16 protein-coding genes, 1 tRNA gene and 1 pseudogene are annotated in these 19,804 nt (G+C 72.7%); 9 read left to right on the top strand and 9 right to left on the bottom strand.

All coding sequences use genetic code 11. The features are described 5' to 3' along the window. Positions 1-427: 427 nt before the first annotated feature. The gene (locus ACQ614_RS22555) at positions 428-1,744 is read left to right on the top strand and encodes a chitinase (RefSeq protein WP_431680375.1); all 1,317 of its coding nucleotides are present in this window, start codon (positions 428-430) and stop codon (positions 1,742-1,744) included. A gap of 77 nt (positions 1,745-1,821) precedes the next feature. Here ACQ614_RS22555 and rsrA read toward each other — a convergent pair whose 3' ends face one another. The 4 genes from rsrA to ACQ614_RS22535 all read right to left on the bottom strand — a co-directional run bounded on the left by rsrA (position 1,822) and on the right by ACQ614_RS22535 (position 4,587). Beyond that, positions 1,822-2,154: a mycothiol system anti-sigma-R factor gene (gene rsrA, locus ACQ614_RS22550; protein WP_363490667.1), complete on the bottom strand. Its 333-nt coding sequence runs from the start codon at positions 2,152-2,154 to the stop codon at positions 1,822-1,824. Next, a complete protein-coding gene (locus ACQ614_RS22545; protein WP_431680373.1) occupies positions 2,151-2,894 on the bottom strand; it encodes a sigma-70 family RNA polymerase sigma factor in 744 nt (247 codons plus the stop codon). The genes rsrA and ACQ614_RS22545 overlap by 4 nt, the downstream gene beginning before the upstream one ends. Positions 2,895-3,131: 237 nt before the next feature. Continuing rightward, positions 3,132-3,773: an alpha/beta hydrolase family protein gene (locus tag ACQ614_RS22540; RefSeq protein ID WP_431680372.1), complete on the bottom strand. Its 642-nt coding sequence runs from the start codon at positions 3,771-3,773 to the stop codon at positions 3,132-3,134. A 64-nt stretch (positions 3,774-3,837) separates the two neighbouring features. Then, the gene (locus ACQ614_RS22535; protein WP_431680370.1) at positions 3,838-4,587 is read right to left on the bottom strand and encodes an SOS response-associated peptidase; all 750 of its coding nucleotides are present in this window, start codon (positions 4,585-4,587) and stop codon (positions 3,838-3,840) included. 146 nt (positions 4,588-4,733) lie between these two features. Between ACQ614_RS22535 and ACQ614_RS22530 the strand changes: the two genes are divergently transcribed. The 7 genes from ACQ614_RS22530 to ACQ614_RS22500 all read left to right on the top strand — a co-directional run bounded on the left by ACQ614_RS22530 (position 4,734) and on the right by ACQ614_RS22500 (position 11,725). Beyond that, on the top strand, positions 4,734-5,444 hold the full coding sequence (locus ACQ614_RS22530; protein ID WP_363490659.1) for a M50 family metallopeptidase: 711 nt from the start codon (positions 4,734-4,736) through the stop codon (positions 5,442-5,444). A gap of 121 nt (positions 5,445-5,565) precedes the next feature. Further along, on the top strand, positions 5,566-6,885 hold the full coding sequence (aroA, locus tag ACQ614_RS22525; protein ID WP_431680369.1) for a 3-phosphoshikimate 1-carboxyvinyltransferase: 1,320 nt from the start codon (positions 5,566-5,568) through the stop codon (positions 6,883-6,885). A 15-nt stretch (positions 6,886-6,900) separates the two neighbouring features. After that, a complete protein-coding gene (gene rsgA / locus ACQ614_RS22520; protein ID WP_431680368.1) occupies positions 6,901-7,956 on the top strand; it encodes a ribosome small subunit-dependent GTPase A in 1,056 nt (351 codons plus the stop codon). A 122-nt stretch (positions 7,957-8,078) separates the two neighbouring features. After that, positions 8,079-8,402: a DMT family transporter gene (locus tag ACQ614_RS22515; RefSeq protein WP_363490653.1), complete on the top strand. Its 324-nt coding sequence runs from the start codon at positions 8,079-8,081 to the stop codon at positions 8,400-8,402. A 71-nt stretch (positions 8,403-8,473) separates the two neighbouring features. Further along, positions 8,474-9,271: a histidinol-phosphatase gene (hisN, locus tag ACQ614_RS22510; RefSeq protein WP_431680367.1), complete on the top strand. Its 798-nt coding sequence runs from the start codon at positions 8,474-8,476 to the stop codon at positions 9,269-9,271. Positions 9,272-9,488: 217 nt separating this feature from the next. Continuing rightward, complete coding sequence (locus ACQ614_RS22505) at positions 9,489-11,378, top strand: sensor histidine kinase (protein WP_431680366.1); 1,890 nt, start codon at positions 9,489-9,491, stop codon at positions 11,376-11,378. Beyond that, positions 11,375-11,725 carry a DUF742 domain-containing protein gene (locus tag ACQ614_RS22500; RefSeq protein WP_363490647.1) on the top strand — a complete coding sequence of 117 codons (351 nt, stop codon included), beginning with the start codon at positions 11,375-11,377 and terminating at the stop codon, positions 11,723-11,725. Before ACQ614_RS22505 ends, ACQ614_RS22500 begins: the two co-directional genes overlap by 4 nt. A gap of 65 nt (positions 11,726-11,790) precedes the next feature. On the opposite strand, the gene ACQ614_RS22495 is transcribed toward ACQ614_RS22500, so the two are convergent. Next, positions 11,791-13,269 (bottom strand): catalase, encoded by a 1,479-nt coding sequence (locus tag ACQ614_RS22495; protein ID WP_431680365.1) that lies wholly within the window; start codon positions 13,267-13,269, stop codon positions 11,791-11,793. Positions 13,270-13,375: 106 nt separating this feature from the next. Here ACQ614_RS22495 and ACQ614_RS22490 point away from each other — a divergent pair, with 106 nt between their 5' ends. Next, positions 13,376-13,792, top strand: coding sequence for a Fur family transcriptional regulator (locus ACQ614_RS22490; protein ID WP_431680364.1), 417 nt, complete (start codon positions 13,376-13,378; stop codon positions 13,790-13,792). A gap of 124 nt (positions 13,793-13,916) precedes the next feature. Here the strand turns inward: ACQ614_RS22490 and ACQ614_RS22485 are convergent, their stop codons facing one another. The 4 genes and pseudogenes from ACQ614_RS22485 to ACQ614_RS22470 form a co-directional block, all read right to left on the bottom strand. Further along, positions 13,917-15,842: a tetratricopeptide repeat protein gene (locus tag ACQ614_RS22485; RefSeq protein ID WP_431680363.1), complete on the bottom strand. Its 1,926-nt coding sequence runs from the start codon at positions 15,840-15,842 to the stop codon at positions 13,917-13,919. Between the two features lie 366 nt (positions 15,843-16,208). Then, a tRNA-Met gene (locus tag ACQ614_RS22480) sits at positions 16,209-16,282 on the bottom strand. A gap of 56 nt (positions 16,283-16,338) precedes the next feature. After that, positions 16,339-19,089, bottom strand: a complete 2,751-nt coding sequence (locus ACQ614_RS22475) for a UPF0182 family membrane protein (protein ID WP_431683990.1) — start codon at positions 19,087-19,089, stop codon at positions 16,339-16,341. Positions 19,090-19,140: 51 nt separating this feature from the next. Then, a pseudogene (locus tag ACQ614_RS22470) lies at positions 19,141-19,731 on the bottom strand (UPF0182 family protein); the annotation flags it as partial. Positions 19,732-19,804 lie beyond the last annotated feature (73 nt).

Genomic DNA, 19,804 nt, shown 5'->3' with positions numbered 1-19,804 from the left:
GCTTGCGATGTCAGCCTCCCCCGCCGTGCCCGCCCGTCCCGTTCGCGGGCCAGTGAGGAGAATAGGCCCGAGTCCGGGCGGCGGGGCGCACGATCGCGCAATGACGCAGTCGATGCAGCGCCAGCTCACCCGAACGAGTGAAAGGGCCCAATCGTCGGAACGGCTTGCCGGGAAGCGTGGCCGGGCACGGCTGTGAGAGCGCTTCCCGAAGGCTTCCTTAAGAGAGGCCCAAGCCTGCCGCACGGCCCTTGACCCTGTCAGTGGTCCAGTCCACCGTGGGGTGACCCCGTCCGGAAGGGGCCCGGCCGACCTGTGCGGCCGGGAGTGCACCACGGCATCGCCGCGCGGATGCCGACGTCCCGTCACCCGACCGCCCCGGCCGCTCGTACGGCCGGCGGTCCGTCCTGCTCTCCCGGAGAGGTCCCCCATGGAACGTGCCCAGCTCCGCTCCCCCGCGCCCGGCCGGCACCGCCGCCGGCGCGGCGCCGCCGCAGCGGCGGCCGTGGCCGCGCTCGGCCTGATCGCAGGCGGCGCGGCCGCCGCACTGGCCGGCGGCGACGCCCTCGCCTCCTCCCCTGCGGCGGCCGGCCTCGGCAGCAACTGGTACGCGTCGGCCCCTTATCTGATGCCGGAGGACAACTCGCCGCCGGACCCGGCCGCGGTGATGGACGCGACCGGCCAGAAGGCCTTCCAGCTGGCCTTCATCCTGGACTCCGGCGGCTGCACGCCCTCCTGGGGCGGCACCTCCTCGATCGAGACGGACACCGTGATGCCGGCGGTGATCCAGAAGATCCGGGCGAAGGGCGGCGACGTCTCGGTCTCGGTCGGCGGCTACGGCGGCAACAAGCTCGGCCAGGGCTGCGGCACCCCGGAGGCCACCGCGGCCGGCTATCAGAAGGTCATCACCAAGTACCAGTTGAAGGCGATCGACTTCGACCTGGAGGAGCCGGAGTACGAGAACGCGGCGGCCATCCACAACGAGATCGGCGCCGCGAAGATCCTCCAGAAGAACAACCCGGGGCTCTACGTCTCCATCACCACGGCAGGCACCAACGCGGGCACCGGCTGGTTCGGGCAGCAGATGCTGAACGAGGCCAAGTCCCAGGGCTTCACGCCGAACAACTTCTCCATCATGCCGTTCGACGGCGGCTTCAACGGCGCCGCGGCGCAGACCGATGCGCTGGTGAAGTTCAACAAGATCCTGCAGACCACCTTCGGCTGGGACGAGGCCACCGCCTACGCCCACGAGGGCGTCTCGCTGATGAACGGCCGCACCGACGTCGCCGAGTACTTCAAGCAGGCCGACTTCCAGGCCGTGCTGGACTTCGCGACCGCGCACAAGCTGGCCCGCTACACCTTCTGGTCCGTCAACCGGGACCGCCAGTGCCCCGGCACCGTCGACCCGGGGCTGTCCGGCTCCTGCTCCAGCGTGGCGCAGAGCGACTGGGACTTCACCAAGTACACGGTGAAGTTCGCCGGGGCGACCCCGCCCACCGCCACGCCGACCGCGACCCCCACCGGCACCCCGACGGGCACGCCCACCGGCACCCCGACCGGCTCGGCCTCGCCGACCGGGAAGCCCGGCACCTGCACGCTGCCGGCCTGGAACGCGTCGACCGTCTACACCAACGGCAACAAGGTCTCGTACCAGGGCCGGAACTACCACGCCAAGTGGTGGACGCAGAACGAGATCCCGACCAACAGCGGGCAGTGGGGCGTCTGGGCGGACGACGGCGCCTGCTGACCCCGGGTGCGGCACGGGCCGGCGCCCGGGGCGACCCCCGGCGCCGGCCCGTGCCGGACACGACCGTCCTGCAGTGCCTACTCGGTCGCCGCCGCGGTGGCCGCGGCGGCGCCGTGCCCGGCACCCTCCTCGGCCGACACCTGGGCGGAGCGCTGGCCGGCCCGGATGGAGTCGATCCTGGCGAGCACCTTGGTGCGCAGGTCGGCCGGGGTGTCGTCACAGCCGCAGGAGCGCTTGATCAGGGCCTTGATGGCCTGCTCCAGCCCGTACTTCTCCAGGCAGGGCGAGCACTCCTCGAAGTGCACCCGCAGCTTGACGCAGTCGCCCTCGGCCATCTCGTTGTCGAGGAATTCGTAGAGGTGGTCGAGCACCTCGCCGCACTCGGTGTCGTGCGGATCGCCGCAGCTCATGAGCCCGCGCCCTTCGCTTCCTGCCCTGCACCGGTGCCCGCCGGCACGAGGCCGCGCTCGCGGGCGTAGTCCTCCAGCATGCCGCGCAACTGGCGGCGGCCACGGTGCAGTCGGGACATCACCGTACCGATGGGTGTACCCATGATGTCCGCGATCTCCTTGTACGCAAAGCCCTCGACGTCCGCCAGGTAGACGGCGATCCGGAATTCCTCCGGGATGGCCTGCAGGGCGTCCTTCACGTCGCTGTCCGGCAGGTGGTCCAGTGCCTGGGCCTCCGCCGACCGCAGCCCGGTCGACATGTGCGACTCGGCCCGGGCGAGCTGCCAGTCCTCGATCTCCTCGGCCGCGGTGCGCTGGGGCTCTCGCTGCTTCTTGCGGTACGAGTTGATGAAGGTGTTGGTGAGGATGCGGTACAGCCACGCCTTGAGGTTCGTGCCCTCGCGGAACTGGTGGAAGGACGCATACGCCTTGGCGAACGCCTCCTGGAGCAGGTCCTCCGCGTCGGCCGGATTGCGGGTCATCCGCAGCGCCGCCGAGTACATCGGGTCCAGGAAGGCCAGCGCGTCGCGCTCGAAGCGCTCCCGGCGCGCGTCCTCGCTCTCGTCGGCGGACACCCGGAAGGTGTCCTCGCCGATGGCCTCGGCCAGCTCGTCCCCGGTGAGTGCCCCGCCCTCGGGCACGCCCTCACCCGGCACGGCACCCGGCACGGCCTCGTCCTCGGTCCCGACGACCGGACCCACCTCCTCGGAACTACGGGCCCGGCCCACCGCGGGCCGACCCGAAATGGAGGATATCCGGCCCACCGGCTTCTCGCCCGCGACAATCCATTCCGACCAGTCGGGCACGAGGGCGCCTTGCGCCGCCCGCTCCTCCGGCCGCTCGGGGCACGCGATCGAACCCATGGACGCTGCCTTTCCACCAGGACTCTGCTGACGGTCCTTGCAACCGCGCCCGGCGCCCGTGCATTCCCGCCGCCGTCACCCGATCGGCAGCACCGATCCCAGCCAGTGCTCAACGGCACCGGTGAGCCCGGCCAGCGCCTCCTCCTGGCCGACCGGCGCACGCTTGGGCACGGCGAAGCCGTGGCTGCCGTGCGCCACCTCGACCAGGCGGTGGGTCTCCGGCAGGCCGGGGAACTCCTCGGGGGTGCCGAAGGTGTCCGCACCGCCCTGCACCACCAGCGTCGGCAGCCCGGTGTGCAGCAGCTCCTCCGCCCGGCTCTTCTCCGGCTTGCCCGGCGGGTGCAGCGGGAAGGCGAGCGCGAGCACCGCAACCGCGCCGGAGGCCGCCCCCGTCCGGCAGGCGACCCGGGCGCCGGCGCTGCGGCCGCCCGCGACCAGCGGCAGCCCCTCCCCGGCGAGCTCCGCCATCACCGGCAGCCACGCCTCGTCCAGGGTCTTCGGCGCCGGGCCGATCCGCTTCCCGGCCACCCGCCAGGGCTGCTCGACCAACGCCACCGAGAAGCCGAGCGGCGGCAGTGCGGCGGCCAGCGCCTGCAGGTCCCGCGCCTCCACCCCGCCGCCGGCCCCGTGCCCGAGGGCGAGCAGCCCCCTGGCCCCGGCCTCCGCGTACACCGTCACCCGCGCATCGCCGACCGGTGTCGGCACCAGCTTCTGCATGGGAGGAGCCTATGCACGCCCGGCCTGCGGCACCGGCACCGGCACCGGCCGGCCTCCGGGGCACTCAGAAGAGAGTGGTGCGGTCGTCCTCGGTGAGTTCGCGGACGAGCTCGGGGCCGTTGTTGCGGATGTTGCCCACGGCCGCGCCCACCGGATGGACCTTCAGGGCGCCGGGCGGCGGCGGCACCAGCAGGCCGCGCAGCTCGTCCGGGTCGCTCAGGCCGGGGTCGAGCCAGGCGTCGAAGGCGCCCGGGTCGAGGAAGAGCGGCATCCGCTCGTGGATCGGGGCGAGCAGCGGCTCGGCCTCCGTGGTGACGACAGTGCAGGTCACCCGCCAGGCGTCCGGGTCGCCGGGCGGGCGGGTGCGGTCGCGCCAGAACTCGTACAGGCCGGCCAGGGCGAGCATGCCGCCGTCGGCGCGGGAGACGAAGTACGGCTGCTTGCGGGGCCGGCCCTTCCCCTCCTTGACCGTCTGCCACTCGTAGTAGCCGTCGATCGGGAGCAGGCAGCGGCGGGAGGCGAAGGCCTGGCGGTAGGCGGGCTTCTCGTGCACCGTGTCGGCCCGGGCGTTGATCATCTTGACGGCGGTGTCCGGCGAGTTCGACCAGGCGGGTATCAGCCCCCAGCGCAGCACCCGCAGCTGCCGCACCGGCCGCTGCTCGCCCTTGGGCGCCCGGTCCAGCACCGCGTACGCCGCCTCGGTGGGCGCCACGTTCCAGCTCGGGGCGACGGTCTCGGTCGGGTCCCACTGCCGGACGCCGAACACCTCGACGATGTCCTCGGGCCTGTTGGTGGAGGCGAAGCGGCCGCACATGGGGCCAGCTTGCCACGGCGCACCCGCCGCCCGGGGCGGGAATCCGGCACCGCCGGGGACGAACCGGACCGAACCGCCCGCTACCGCTGCGGCGTCCTGGCATGGGAGGCTGCCGGACCGGCAGGACCAAGGGAGGCGGGATCGGCATGGACATCGCGGAGGTCTGGGAGCGGGTGGCGGGCGTACAGCCCGACCCGCCGAACTGGCTGGTGATGACCACCGCCGCACTGGCCCTGCTGGCGATCGTGCCGTCCCCGGTGTGGCGGGTCAGCCGCACCGTGGTGACCATCGCGCACGAGGGCGGCCACGGCGTCGCCGCGCTGCTGACCCGGCGGCGGCTGTCCGGCATCCGGCTGCACTCGGACACCTCCGGGCTGACCATCTCCTCCGGCCGCCCGACCGGGCCGGGCATGATCCTCACCGCCGCGGCCGGCTACGTCGCGCCCTCGCTGCTGGGCCTCGGCGGCGCCGCGCTGCTCGCCGACGGCCGGATCACGGCACTGCTGTGGATCTCCATCCTGCTGCTGGCCGGGATGCTGGTGATGATCCGCAACGCCTTCGGGCTGCTGGCCGTGGTGCTCACCGGCGCGCTCTTCCTGGTGGTCTCCTGGTACGGCGGCAGCCAGGTGCAGGCCGCCTTCGCCTACCTGGGCGTGTGGTTCCTGCTGCTGGCCGGCGTGCGGCCGGTGGTCGAGCTGCAGGGCAAGCGGCGCAGCGGCGGGGCCCCGGACTCCGACGCGGACCAGCTGGCCCGGCTCACCGGGGTGAGCGCGGTGCTGTGGGTGGCGCTGTTCCTGGTGGTGGCGCTGTCCTGCCTGCTGGGCGGCGCGAGCTGGCTGCTGCACTGGAAACAGTGAGCCGAGGTCCGTGCGGTGACGGTCGGTGGGCACACCGCCCTCACGGAAACCGCGCAGACCCCCCGTCCGCCATGCGAATGCGCTCCGGGCCGCCGCGTCCGCGCCCCCTAGACTTGGCGGCATGACCGATGCCCTGTGGCCCGCCCCCACCGCCACCGCCGCCGTGGACGCGACCGTCACCATCCCCGGCTCCAAGTCGGCGACCAACCGCGCGCTGATCCTGGCCGCGCTCGCCGACGGCCCCGGTTGGGTCCGCCGGCCGCTGCGCAGCCGCGACTCCCAGCTGATGGCGGACGGCCTGCGGGCGCTCGGCGTCACCGTCGAGGAGACGGTCAACGAGGCGAGCGGCGGCACCGGCGGCGGCGAGGCCTGGCGGGTCATCCCGGCGGCGCAGCTGCGCGGCCCGGCCCAGGTGGACGTGGGCAACGCCGGCACGGTGATGCGCTTCCTGCCCCCGCTCGCGGCGCTCGCCGACGGCGCGGTGCACTTCGACGGCGACCCGCGCTGCTACGAGCGCCCCCAGCACGGCGTGATCGACGCGCTGCGCGCCCTCGGTGCCCGGATCGACGACGGCGGCCGCGGCGGCTTCCCGCTGACCGTGCACGGCACCGGTGCGGTGGACGGCGGCACGGTCGACGTGGACGCCTCCTCGTCCTCGCAGTTCATCTCCGCCCTGCTGCTGTCCGGTGCGCGCTACAACAACGGCGTGGAGATCCGGAACATCGGCGAGACGGTGCCCTCTCTGCCGCACATCCGGATGACGGTGGACATGGTGCGCAAGGCGGGCGGCCAGGTCGACGCGCCGGAGGACGGTGGCGAGAAGGACGTCTGGCGGGTCACCCCGGGCGCGCTGATCGGCCGCGACCTGGTGGTCGAGCCGGACCTCTCCAACGCGGCGCCGTTCTTCGCGGCCGCGCTGGTCACCGGCGGCCGGGTGACCGTCCGCGACTGGCCGAAGCACACGTACCAGCCGGGCGACCAGCTGCGCGAGATCTACACGCAGATGGGCGGCTCCTGCCGGTTCACCGACGAGGGCCTGGAGTTCACCGGCGCCGGCAAGATCCACGGGATCGAGGCCGACCTGCACGACGTCGGAGAGCTGACCCCGGTGATCGCCGCGGTGGCCGCGCTCGCGGACTCCGAGTCCCACCTGTACGGCATCGCCCACCTGCGGATGCACGAGACCGACCGGCTGGCTGCGCTCGCCAAGGAGATCAACGACCTGGGCGGCGACGTGTCGGAGACCGAGGACGGCCTTCGCATCCGGCCGCGCCCGCTGCACGGCGGCGTCTTCCACACCTACGAGGACCACCGGCTGGCGACCGCCGCCGCGGTGATCGGCCTCGCGGTGGAGGGTGTCCGGGTGGAGAACGTGGCGACGACCGCCAAGACCCTGCCGGACTTCCCGCAGATGTGGGCCGACCTCCTCGGCCAGGGCTGACGGGGGCAGAGCAGCATGCGCCGCTACGGCAAGGACGCCGACGAGGACGACATCCGCAATCGCCCGGCCCGCCGGGGCTCCCGGCCCCGCACCCGGATCCGGCCCAAGCACGAGGACGCCGCCGAGGCGATGATCCTCACCATCGACCGCGGGCGGCTGACCTGCCTGGTCGACGCGGGCACGAAGAAGGAGCGCGAGGTCGTCGCCATGAAGGCCCGCGAGCTGGGCCGCAAGGGCGTCGTCGTCGGCGACACGGTGAGCCTGGTCGGCGACCTGTCCGGGGAGCCGGACACGCTGGCCCGGATCGTCCGGGTCGCCGAGCGCACCTCGGTGCTGCGGCGCACCGCGGACGACGACGACCCGTACGAGCGGATCGTGGTCGCCAACGCCGAGCAGTTGGCCATCGTCACCGCGCTGGCCGACCCGGAGCCGCGGCCGCGGCTGATCGACCGCTGCCTGGTGGCGGCGTACGACGCCGGGATGGAGCCGCTGCTGGTGCTCACCAAGTCGGACCTGGCGCCGGCCGAGCCGCTGCTGGAGGCGTACGCGCCGCTGGGCATCTCGTACGTGGTGACCCGGCGGGACGAGCTGGGGACGGCGGGTGCGGAGGCGGTGCGCGAGTACCTGCGCGGGCGTTCGACGGTGTTCATCGGGCACTCCGGCGTCGGCAAGACGACGCTGGTCAACGCGCTGGTGCCGGAGCGGCAGCGGTCGACCGGGCGGGTGAACGCGGTGACCGGCCGCGGCCGGCACACCACCGTCTCGGCGCTGGCGCTGCGGCTGCCGCCGCCGCCCGGCGCCAAGCCCGGTTCGAAGAAGGCGCTGGATCCGGGCTGGGTGATCGACACCCCGGGCTTCCGCTCCTTCGGGCTGTCGCACATCGACCCGTCCCGGGTGATCCTCGCCTTCCCGGACCTGGAGCCGGGCACCGTCGGCTGCCCGCGGGCCTGCAGCCACGACGAGCCGGACTGCGCCCTGGACGCCTGGGTGGAGGAGGGTCGCGCCGAGGCGGCCCGGCTTTACTCGCTGCGCCGGCTGCTGGCCAGCCGCGAGGCCCGCGAGGACGACTGACCGCCGCCGCGGCGGTCCGGGCCGACGATTCCCGCCGGAGGTGTCGGACGGGCCACGGCCGGTGATCATAGGAAAGTCGGACCAAGTCGGCCCGGCGCTCCGAGGGGCAAGGAGTCAGCCCGATGGCATGGGCCATGGTGGTCCTCGCCGGTCTGCTGGAGACCGGCTTCGCGATCAACCTCAAGCTGAGCCACGGCTTCACCCGGCTCTGGCCCACCATCAGCTTCTGCGCCTTCGCCCTGGGCAGCTTCGGCCTGCTCACCCTCTCCCTCAAGTCGCTGCCGGTCGGTTCGGCGTACGCGGTCTGGACGGGCATCGGCGCGGCCGGCACCGCGGCCTACGGCATCCTCTTCTTCAACGAGTCCAGCAGCGTGCTCAAGCTGGTCTCCATCACGCTGGTGATCGCCGGCGTGGTCGGCCTCCAGCTGAGCGGTTCCGGACACTGATCCGCACGTTGGTTCGGTCCGCTGTGCGAGCCGTTCTGACCTGAGCGGCCCCGGGTCGCTAGGGTTTCGGCATGGCCGACTACCACGACGACCTCCGACTCGCCCACGTCCTCGCCGACTCGGCCGACTCGGTCACCCTGGAGCGCTTCAAGGCGCTGGACCTCAAGGTCGAGACCAAGCCGGACCTCACGCCTGTCAGCGACGCCGACAAGGCCGCCGAGGAGCTGGTGCGCAGCGTGCTGCAGCGGGCCCGCCCGCGGGACGCCGTGATGGGCGAGGAGTACGGCCTGCACGGCTCCGGCCCGCGCCGCTGGGTCATCGACCCCATCGACGGCACCAAGAACTACGTCCGCGGCGTGCCGGTCTGGGCGACGCTGATCGCGCTGCTCGAGGAGGGCATCGACGGCGAGCTGCAGCCGGTCGTCGGCATCGTCTCCGCGCCGGCGCTGAACCGCCGCTGGTGGGCGGCGCGCAACCTGGGCGCGTACGCCGGGCGGAGCCTGGCCAAGGCGACGCGCATCCACGTCTCCCAGGTCGGCCGGATCGAGGACGCCTCCTTCTCGTACTCCTCGCTGACCGGCTGGGAGGAGCGCGGCCGCCTCGACCCGTTCCTGGACCTCACCAGGGCCTGCTGGCGCACCCGGGCGTACGGCGACTTCTGGTCGTACATGATGGTCGCCGAGGGCGCGGTGGACATCGCCGCGGAGCCGGAGCTCAGCCTCTGGGACATGGCCGCGCCGTGCATCGTGGTGCAGGAGGCGGGCGGCCGCTTCACCGGCCTGGACGGCCTGGACGGCCCGAACGGTGCCGACGCGGTCGCCTCGAACGGGCTGCTGCACGGCGAGGCGCTGCGCCGGCTCAGCGTCTGAGCTGCGGCTGACGGCCCGTCCGACGGGCGTGTTTCGGCGGGTGGTCGGCGAGGTTGCCGGCCACCCGCAGTACATTCGCCGCAACGCTGAGGGAGCGGCAACTCCCTTGCAACAGAAGGCCCCTAGGCTCGGTGAACCAGTGGCCGGTATCCCCTACCGCGCCTCCGTCTCCCGTGCGCCCACCCCGCCGGGCCGTCTGCCGAGGGGGCCTCCCCACGTGCGTACGCTCCGCAGCATCCGCCACCGGCTCGCCCTGCTGCTCGCCCTTCCGACCGGAGCCCTGGTGGTGCTGGGTGCGGTCGGCACCGCCGGCCAGGCCGGGCGGTACTCCGACGCCGGCCGGACCGGGGACCGGGTGGCCCTGGTGGCCGCCACCGAGGAGTTCGTCCACCAGCTCCAGCGCGAGCGCGGCCTGACCTCCGGCCTGCTCGGCGGCGAGGAGTCCTTCCGGACGCAGCTCGGTCCGCAGCGCGAGGCCGCCGACCAGGCACGGCGGGCGCTCGACCAACGGCTGGCCGCCGATCCGCCCGGCGCGGACAGGGTGCGCACAGCGCTCGGCGGGCTGAGCACCCTGGCCCGGCTGCGCGGCCGGGCCGACACCGGCGCCGCCACCCGGGCCGAGGCCCTGGAGTTCTTCACCGGCTCGATCACCGAGCTGAACGCGGCGGCCTTCGCCGACCGCGACGGCACCGGTGACCGCCGACTGGCCGATGCCCTCGGCACCCTGCAGTCGCTCAGCGAGGCCACCGAGGCCGCCGCCCTGGAACGCGGCACCCTCAACGGCGTGCTGGCCGCCGGCGCCTTCCGCAGCGGTGAGTACCCGGCCTTCGTCCGGATCACCGCGGCGAAGAGTGCCGCACTCGCCGACGCCCCGCGCACCGCCCTGCCGGCCCGCGCCGCCGCCCTGGACGCGGTGCTGCGCAGTCCGGCCGCGGTGACCGTCGCCGGCATGGAGCAGCAGGCCCTGGACGGCTGGGCGGCGACCCGGCTGCCGGTGCGCGCGGACGCCTGGTGGCAGGCGGCGACGGAACTGGTCGACGGCCTGTACTCGGTGCAGTCGCAGGCGGCCGAGGACAGCCGGGCCCGGGCGGAGGAGCTGCGCTCGGACGCCCTGCGGACGCTGCTGGTCGACGCGGGGCTGGCGCTCGCCGCCGTGGCCGGCGCCGTCCTGCTCGGCCTGCTCGCCACCCGGTCGATCACCCGTCCGGTGGCGGCGCTGGCCGCCGAGGCGGAGGAACTGGCCGACCGGGTGCTGCCGGAGGCGGTGGAGCGGGCGCAGGCCGGCCGGGAGGCGGCCTCGCCGGGCTCGTCCGCGGCGGCCGGCACGGCGGAACTGGAGGTGCTGGGCGCGGCACTCGACCAGGTGGCGGGGACGGCGGTGCGGCTGGCCGTCGAGCAGTCGGTGCTGCGCCGCAACACGGCGGAGTCGCTGGCCGGCCTGGGCCGGCGCAACCAGGCACTGGTGACCCGGCAGCTGGGCCTGCTGTCGGCGCTGGAGCGCGGCGAGCACGATCCGGCGGCGCTGGCGAACCTGTTCGAGCTCGACCACCTGGCGACCCGGATGCGGCGGAACGCGGAGAGCCTGCTGGTGCTCGTCGGCGAGGCGAGTCCGCGCAGCTGGCCGCAGCCGGTGGCGCTGGGCGACGTGGTGCGCTCCGCCCTCGGCGAGGTGGAGGACTACCGCCGGGTGGTGCTGCGGCAGGTGGACGAGGCCATGGTGGACGGCGGCGCGGTCGCCGAGGTGGCGCACCTGCTGGCGGAGCTGATCGAGAACGCGCTGGCGGCCTCGCCGCCCGACACCGATGTGGAGGTCTTCGCCCGGGTCGGTGTGGACGGCTTCCTGATCGCGGTCATGGACCACGGACCGGGCCTGGACGACGCGCAGCTCGACCGGGCGAACGCCCGGCTGGCGGGCCGGGAGAGCTTCCTGCTGGGCGGTGGCGGCCGGCTCGGGCACTACGTGGTGGGCCGGCTGGCCGAGCGGCTGGGCGCGGTGGTGCGCCTCGCCCCGGCGCCGGTGCACGGGGTGACGGCGAGCGTGGCGCTGCCGTCGGAGCTGCTGGTGCAGGCACCGCGGCAGGTACCGGCCGGCGGGGTGACGGTATGACGGGCTTCGGGGACCCGGGGGCGGACGAGGTGGTCCGCCCGTTCGTGATCACCTCGGGCCGCACCCGGCCGGTCCGGGACGAGCTGCGGATCGAGACGCTGGTGACCGCCCCGCCGGCCGCACTGGCCGCGCCGCTGGGCTTCGAGCGCCACCGGATCGTCGAACTCTGCCAGTACCCGCGGTCGGTGGCCGAACTGGCCGCGCTGCTGCCGGTCCCGCTGGGAGTGGCCCGGGTGCTGGTCGCCGATCTGGCGGCCGAGCGGTACGTACGGGTGCACGAGCGGGCGGCGGAGGACGTGTCGGTGGCGCTGCTGGAACGCATCCGCGACGGGCTGCTGCGGCTGTAGCTCCGGACGTGGTTCGCGGGCCCCGGGTGCGCGGCTGCGCTCCCGGGGCCCGCGGGCTTCGATCGCTACTTCTGCTTGCGCAGCTCGCGGACGGCGTTCTCCAGCCGCAGGCCGTAGTCGGCGTCGGCCCGGCGGAAGTTCTCGATCGCCCGCTCGACGATGTCGTCGCGGTCGGCCGAGACCTTGGCGATGAACCCGGAGAGGTTCTCGATCAGGCGCTGCTTCTCGCCGTCGTCCATCAGCCGGTAGAGGTTGCCGGCCTGCACGAAGTCGTTGTCCTCGGCGTGCGAGGGCGCCTCGTGGTTGCCGGTGGCGCCGGCGACCGGGACGGCGGACCACAGCGGGCGGCCGGTCTGGACGGGGCCGCCGAAGCTGTTGGGCTCGTAGTTCTTCTGGCGGCCGTGGCGGCCGTCGTAGAGGTAGCCGTCGCGGCTGTTGGTGCGGGCCTCGGTGGCGTGCGGGCGGTTCACCGGCAGGTGGTCGGCGTTGATGCCGACGCGGTAGCGGTGCGCGTCCGCGTAGGCGAACAGGCGGCCCTGCAGCATCTTGTCCGGGGACGGGCCGATGCCGGGCACGAAGTGCGCCGGGGAGAAGATCGACTGCTCGACCTCGGCGAAGATGTTGTCGGGGTTGCGGTTGAGCTCCAGCTTGCCGATCTCGATCGGCGGGTAGTCCTCGTGCGGCCAGACCTTGGTCAGGTCGAACGGGTTGAAGCGGTAGTTCGCGGCGTCGGCGGCGGGCATGATCTGCACCTGCACCGTCCAGGTCGGGAACTCGCCGCGCTCGATGGCCTCGCGCAGGTCGCGCTGGTGGCTGTCCGGGTCCTCGCCGGCGAGGGCGTTGGCCTCGGCCTGGGTGAGGTTCTTGATGCCCTGGTCGGTCTTGAAGTGGTACTTCACCCAGAAGTACTCGCCGGCCTCGTTCTGCCACTGGTAGGTGTGCGAGCCGTAGCCGTTGAGGTGGCGGTAGGTGGCGGGGATGCCGCGGTCGCCGAAGAGCCAGGTGACCTGGTGGGTGGACTCGGGCGACAGGCCCCAGAAGTCCCAGACGTTGTCCGCCTCCTGCGAGCCGCTGTACGGGTCCCGCTTCTGGGTGTGGATGAAGTCGGGGAACTTGATGGCGTCCTTGATGAAGAACACCGGGGTGTTGTTGCCGACCAGGTCGTAGTTGCCGTCCTCGGTGTAGAACTTCAGCGCGAAGCCGCGCGGGTCGCGCACCGCGTCGGCCGCGCCGAGGTTGCCGGCCACCGTGGAGAAGCGGAGGAAGGTCTCGGTCTGCTTGCCGACCTCGGAGAGGAACTTCGCCCGGGTCCAGGCCGTGACGTCGGCCGTGACGGTGAAGGTGCCGTAGGCGCCGGCGCCGCGGGCGTGCACCACACGCTCCGGGATGCGCTCGCGGTTGAAGTGGGCGAGCTTCTCGAACAGCAGCTGGTCCTGGATGAGCGCCGGGCCGCCGATGCCGGCCGTCTCGGTGTTCTGGTTGTCGGCCACCGGAGCGCCGGACTCCGTGGTGAGGGTGGGCCGCAGCTCGTCCTGGGTAGTCATGGTGAGGGTCCTCCGCGTGGTCCGGTCGTAACGGACTCGATCCTAACTTGGACTTTGTCTAAGTCAATACTGGAACCAACTCCGGAACGTCGCTTACCCTGAGCACATGAGTGACCTGCTGGAACGACTTCGCGGACGTGGGTGGCGGCTGACTTCGCAGCGCCGTGTGGTCGCAGAGGTCCTCGACGGTGATCATGTCCACCTCACGGCGGACGAGGTGCACGCGCGCGCCGTGGCGAGACTGCCGGAGATCAGCAGAGCCACGGTCTACAACACCCTGGGTGAGCTGGTCTCCCTCGGCGAGGTGCTGGAGGTCGCCACCGACGGACGCGCCAAGCGGTACGACCCCAACGCGCACCACGCCCACCAGCACCTGGTCTGCTCGGGCTGCGGCGCCATCCGCGACGTCCGCCCCGAGGGCGACCCGGTGGCCGCCCTCCCCGGCACGGAACGCTTCGGTTTCACCGTCACCGGCGCCGAGATCACCTACCGCGGCCTCTGTCCGGACTGTACGAACGCGTAAGCACGTCAGGGGCGCGGCAACCGCGCGACTCGGATGCGGGCCACCGTACGAATCGTGGCCGGCCGGTACTCCCCTGACGCCCGCACCCTGACTGCGCGGTTCCCCGCGCCCCTATCGGTTGCCCCTACGCGCTGAGCTCGGCGTTCAGCGCACCCAGCAGCCGGGCCGCCCGTTCGGCGACCTCGGCCGGGCCCGATTCGGCGGCCCGCCGGCACCAGTTCTCCGCCTGCACCGGCTCCCCGCGCCGCAGCGCCAGCAGGGCGAGGCGCAGCGCCGCCCGCCCGTGACCGGCATCGGCGGCCCGGGTGTACCAGAGCATCGCCTCGCTCTCGCTGTCCTGCCGGGCCAGCAGCAGCCCCAGGTTGAACGCCGCGCTGCGGCTGCCGGCCTCCGCGGCCCGCCGGTACCAGTGCTCCGCGGTCTGCAGTTCGCCGCGCTCGGCGGCCCGCACGCCCATCCGCACCTGGGCGCGGCGGTGGTCGGTCTCGGCCGCGACCGTGTACCAGTGCTCGACCTCCGCGTCGGCGTCGCCGCGCCGCTCCAGCACCGAGGCCAGCCGGAAGGCGCCCTCGGCGGAGCCGCCGACGGCCGCCTGCCGGTAGCGCTCCAGGGCGCCGGTCGGGTTGCCGCGCTGCTCGTGCACCACCGCGAGCTGGAGCGCGGCCTCGCCGTGTCCCTCGGCGGCCGCCCGCGCGTACCACTCGTGGGCCTGCGGCAGTTCGCCGCGGCCCGCGTGCAGCACGCCCAGGTTGAAGGCGCCGTCGACACTGCCGGCCTCGGCGGCCTTGGAGAACCACGGTTCGGCGCCGGACTCGTCGCCGCGCTGCAGCAGCACCACGGCCAGCGCGTTGCAGGCCTCCCGGTGCCCGGCGTACGCGGCCCGGCGGTACCACTGCTCGGCCTGGGCGTCGCGGCCCGTGCCGGCGCAGAGCAGGCCGAGGTTGAAGGCCCCGTTGTGATCGCCGGCGTCGAGGGCGGCGCGGTACCAGCGCTCCGCCTCGGCGGCCTCGCCGCGGCCGGCGTGCAGGGCGCCGAGCGCGTTGGCGGCGTTGCCGTCGCCGGCCTCGGCGGCCTCCTGCCACCACTCGGCGGCGGCCGCGAGGTCGCCGGCGTCGCGCAGCAGGAAGCCGAGGGCGCAGGCCGCCCGCGGCTCGCCGTTCTGCGCGGACTGGCGGTACCAGCGGGCCGCCTCGTCGAGTTCGCCGCGCTCCTCCAGCAGCACGCCGAGCCGCAGCGCCGCGCGGGCGTGGCTGCGGGCGGCGGCGGTGCGGTACCAGGTCTCGGCGGTGTCCTTGTCGCCGGCCGCCTCGCGCATCCGGGCGAGCCGGTACGCGGCCTCGCGGTGCCCGGCGTCGGCGGACACCTTGAACCAGCGTTCGGCGCGCACGTCGCGCCGATGCTCCATCAGATCGCCCAGCGCGTAGGCACCGAGCGGGTGGCCGTGCTCGGCGGCGAAGTGCAGCCAGTACTCGGCGGCCTCCTCCTCGCCCTGGTCGCGCAGCTGAAGGCCGAGCGCGTGCGCGGCCGGTGCGGAGCCGGCCACGGCGGCCTGCCGCCACCACTGGGCGGCCTCGGTGCGGTGGCCGCGCTGGTGCAGCAGCACGCCGAGGTTGTTAGCGGCGGCCCGCAGCCCGGCCGCGGCGGCGGCGCGCAGATACGGTTCGGCGTCCTCCAGGTCGCCGCGGCGCAGCAGCAGGGCGCCGAGCTGGCTGGCGGCGCCCGGGTCGCCGGCGTCCGCGGCGGAGCGGTGGCGGGTCTCCAGGGCGGCCTGTTCGCGGGCGGCGAGGGCGGTTTCGAAGCTGGCGGCGTCCTCCGGTTCGCCGGCGGGCTCGTCGTCGGCCGTGGCCGGGTAGCGGCCGACGGCGTCGACGAGCTGCTGGGCGGAGATCCGCACCAGGCTCTCGGGGCCGTAGCTGCGCTGGGCGGGCAGGCCCTGCTGGGTGTCGTCGGCGGACTGCGCCCAGGTGTCGGTGTCGACCTCGGCGTGCTCGTCCCGTCGGCCGGCCGGTGCCGGCCTCGCCCCCGTGTCGTTCCTACCGATCAGCTTCATGCCGGCTCCCGCTCCCCCAGTGCTGCGGCATCCGCCGGGGGCGCCGGTGTCGACGGCCTCGGCTCCCCCTCCTTCGAACAGGGAGTCAACAGCCGTTCCGCATCCCCCATGTGTTCCATCGTCGCATCACCCGGAACCCGCATACACCTGCCCCGGGCCCACGTCTGGGCGGAGCGGGCCGAAGCCTGCGGGATTGCTTCAGCGCTTTGTCGATTTCCCGACACTCGGGCCGCACAAACCCCGGCAGCGGCGGCGGGGCCGGGCCGGCCCTGCCGATACTACCGGAGCCGGGGCACTCTTGATCGGAAAACGTCAGGGCCCGGAGCGCCAGATTGTCTCTGGCGGGCTCCGGGCCCTGATCTTCAGTAGCGGGGACAGGATTTGAACCTGCGACCTCTGGGTTATGAGCCCAGCGAGCTACCGAGCTGCTCCACCCCGCGTCGGTGGATAAACCATAGCACGGACGCGGAGTGGACCAACAATCGGTTGTCGCAGCTCAGGAGGTGGCCGAGGGCGACGGCGAGGCCGAGGGGGACGGCGAGGGGCTCGCCGATCCGCCCGCCGGCTGCGCCTTGGCGGCCCGGTCCAGTGCCTCCTGAAGTGCCTTCTGCGCCTGCCCGTACGCCGCCCAGTCGCCGTTCTTGAGCGCCGTCTGGCCGTCGGTGAAGGCCTTCTGGGCGTCCTGGAGAGCCTTCTGCAGCTCGGGGTTGGCGCCCGTCCCGGGTGTGGTGGGAGTGGGCGTGGTCGGCGTGGTGGGGGCGGTCGGCGTGCCGGTCGCGCTGCCCGAGGCGCCCGGCAGCACGGCGGCGAGCGCCTTCGCCAGGTTGTCCTCCAGGGCGACCTTGTCCCCGTACACCGCCAGCACCTTCTGCAGCACCGGCGCCTTGGCGCCGCGTCCGAGCAGGTACACCGGCTCGATGTTGAGCAGGCCGCCGCCGACCGGGAGGGTCAGCAGGTTGCCGTACTCGATGTCGGAGTCGCTGCCGGTCTTCAGCAGGGTGAGCTGATTGGCCACGGCCTTCTCGGAGTTGAACTTCGCCTGGGTCAGCTTCGGCCCGAGCGCGCCCGATCCGGCCGGGATCTTCAGGATGCGGATCTTGCCGTACTCCGGCCCGGGGTCGGCGCTGACGGCCATGAACGCCGCCAGGTTGTCGCGGCCGCTCGGCACGAAGCTGCTGGAGAGCGAGAAGCTCGCGGACGGGGCGCCGGGCATCTTCAGCGTCAGGTAGTACGGCGGCTGGACCTCACCGGTGTTGGTGGTGGGGTCGAGCGGGACCTGCCAGATGTCCGTGCCGTTGAAGAACGCGTCGGCGTCGGTCATGTGGTACTGGCCGAGCAGATCGCGCTGCACCTTGAAGAGGTCCTGCGGGTAGCGCAGGTGCGGCAGCAGCGCGGCCGGGATGTCGGCGCGCGGCTTGACCGTGTCGGGGAAGGCCTTCATCCAGGTCTTCAGCACCGGGTCGCTGTCGTCCCACTGGTAGAGCGTCACCGCGCCGGTGTACGCGTCGACCGTGGCCTTCACCGAGTTGCGGATGTAGTTGACCGTGTTGACCGCGGTCAGGGTGCGGCCGCGCTGGTCGGTCAGCGAGTCCTTGGTGGACTCGCCCAGGGTGGTCTTGGAGGAGAACGGGTAGCCGTCCGAGGTGGTGTAGCCGTCCAGCACCCAGACCAGCTTACCGTCCTGCACCACCGGGTACGGGTCGGCGTCGATCGACAGCCACGGCGCGACCTTCTCCACCCGCTCCTTGGGCGTGCGGTCGTAGATCACCCGGGCGCCGTCGGTGATCGCCCCGGAGTAGAGGATCTGCGGCTCGGCGAACTTCACCGCGTACGCGGCGCGGGTCAGCGGGTTGTCCAGCGAGACGCCGCTGCCGCCGTTGTAGGTGAAGGTCTGGTCGGCGCCGGCCTCGGAGGTGTAGTCGATCTCCTGGTTGGTGCCGCCGACGATCGAGTACGTCCGGGTCTTCTCGCCGTAGTACACCCGCTGGCGGTAGTCGCCGAAGGTGCCCTCGGTGGGCAGGCCGGACTGGGTGTAGACCGGGTTGCCGTTGCCGTCGACCTGGTTGCCCTTGGCCGCGACGACGCCGTAGCCGTGGGTGTACTTGAAGTGGTCGTTGATCCAGTTCCGCTGCTGCACACCGCTCAGGTCGAGCTCGCGGACACCGAGCACGGTGTCCTGGTTGCCGTAGCGGTCGACGTCCAGCGTCCGCGGGAAGGCGTAGTACTTGCGCAGCGCCTCGTTCTGCTGGAACGTCGGCGCGACCACGTTCGGGTCCAGGAGGCGGATGTCCGCGACGGTCTGCGCGTCCGGCGCCGGGGCACCCTCCTTGGTGCCCTCCTTCGGGTCGTACTGCTGGGTCTCGGCGCCCGCGATGCCGTAGGCCTTGCGGGTCGCGTCGATGTTCTTCTGGATGTACGGCGTCTCCTTGGCCTGCTCGTTCGGCTTGACCTGGAACTGCTGCACGATCGCCGGGTACACCCCGCCGATCAGCACCGCGGAGAGCGCCATCAGGCCGAAGCCGATCAGCGCCGGCGCCCAGGTGCGGCGGATCGGCGTCAGGAAGAACAGCAGCGCGCAGATGACCGCGACGAAGAACAGGATGGTCTTGGCCGGCAGGAACGCGTTGGCGTCCACGTACCGCAGGCCCGTCCAGCCGTCCACGCCCTTGTACGCGCCGGACTTGACCGCCAGCGCGTACCGGTCGAGCCAGTAGGCGACCGCCTTCAGCAGCACGAAGATGCCGAGCAGCACCGCGAGGTGGCCCTGCGCGCCACGGCTGGCACGGCGGCCCGGGCCCTGCAGGCGCAGGCCGCCGTAGAGGTAGTGGACCAGTACCGAGATCAGCAGCGAGACGATCACCGCGCTGAAGGCGAAGCCGAGCAGGAACTCGTACCAGGGCAGGTCGAAGGCGTAGAAGGCGACGTCCCGGTGGAACTGAGGGTCCTTCACGCCGAACGGCGTCTGGTTGGTCCACAGCAGCCAGGTGCGCCACTGCCCGGACGCGGCCGCGCCGGCCACCAGGCCGGTCAGCAGCGCCACCGCCACGAGCAGCTGCTTCTTGTACGGGGCGACGCCGATCCGGTAGCGGTCCAGGCTCTGCTGCTCGACCGACATCGCGGCCAACGGGGGCCGCAGCCGGTAGGCCAGGGGGGGGGGGGGGGGGGGGGGGGTGGAATGGAATGGAATGGAATGGAATGGAATGGAATGGAATGGAATGGAATGGAATGGAATGGAATGGAATGGAATGGAATGGAATGGAATGGAATGGAATGGAATGGAATGGAATGGAATGGAATGGTAGAGGTAGTGGACCAGTACCGAGATCAGCAGCGAGACGATCACCGCGCTGAAGGCGAAGCCGAGCAGGAACTCGTACCAGGGCAGGTCGAAGGCGTAGAAGGCGACGTCCCGGTGGAACTGAGGGTCCTTCACGCCGAACGGCGTCTGGTTGGTCCACAGCAGCCAGGTGCGCCACTGCCCGGACGCGGCCGCGCCGGCCACCAGGCCGGTCAGCAGCGCCACCGCCACGAGCAGCTGCTTCTTGTACGGGGCGACGCCCATCCGGTAGCGGTCCAGGCTCTGCTGCTCGACCGACATCGCGGCCAACGGGGGCCGCAGCCGGTAGGCCAGCCACAGGTTGAGGCCGACCACGACGGCCATCAGCACGCCGAAGACCGCGAACAGGACGGCCTTCGTCCGCAGCCGGGTGGTGAACACGGTGCCGTAGTCCACCGACCTGAACCACAGCCAGTCCGTCCAGAAGCCGGAGACCAGCACGAACAGCATGAAGAGCGCCGCGAGGACGCCGGCGGTCGCCAGCGTGACCCGGGTGCGCCGTGAGGGCGGGCCGACTCTGGCGCGGAAGCCCGGCTCCGGGCGGTCCGGCATCTGGAAAACCAAGGTGGCACCTCTGCTGTGTCGTCGACGTGGTCGGTTCGGTCCTCAGTGCAACTTAGTCCGT

The sequence above is a fragment of the Kitasatospora dryopteridis genome (assembly GCF_050749075.1).
In the GTDB taxonomy this organism is placed as follows: domain Bacteria; phylum Actinomycetota; class Actinomycetes; order Streptomycetales; family Streptomycetaceae; genus Kitasatospora.
This window is presented reverse-complemented; position numbering and strand designations above follow the sequence as displayed.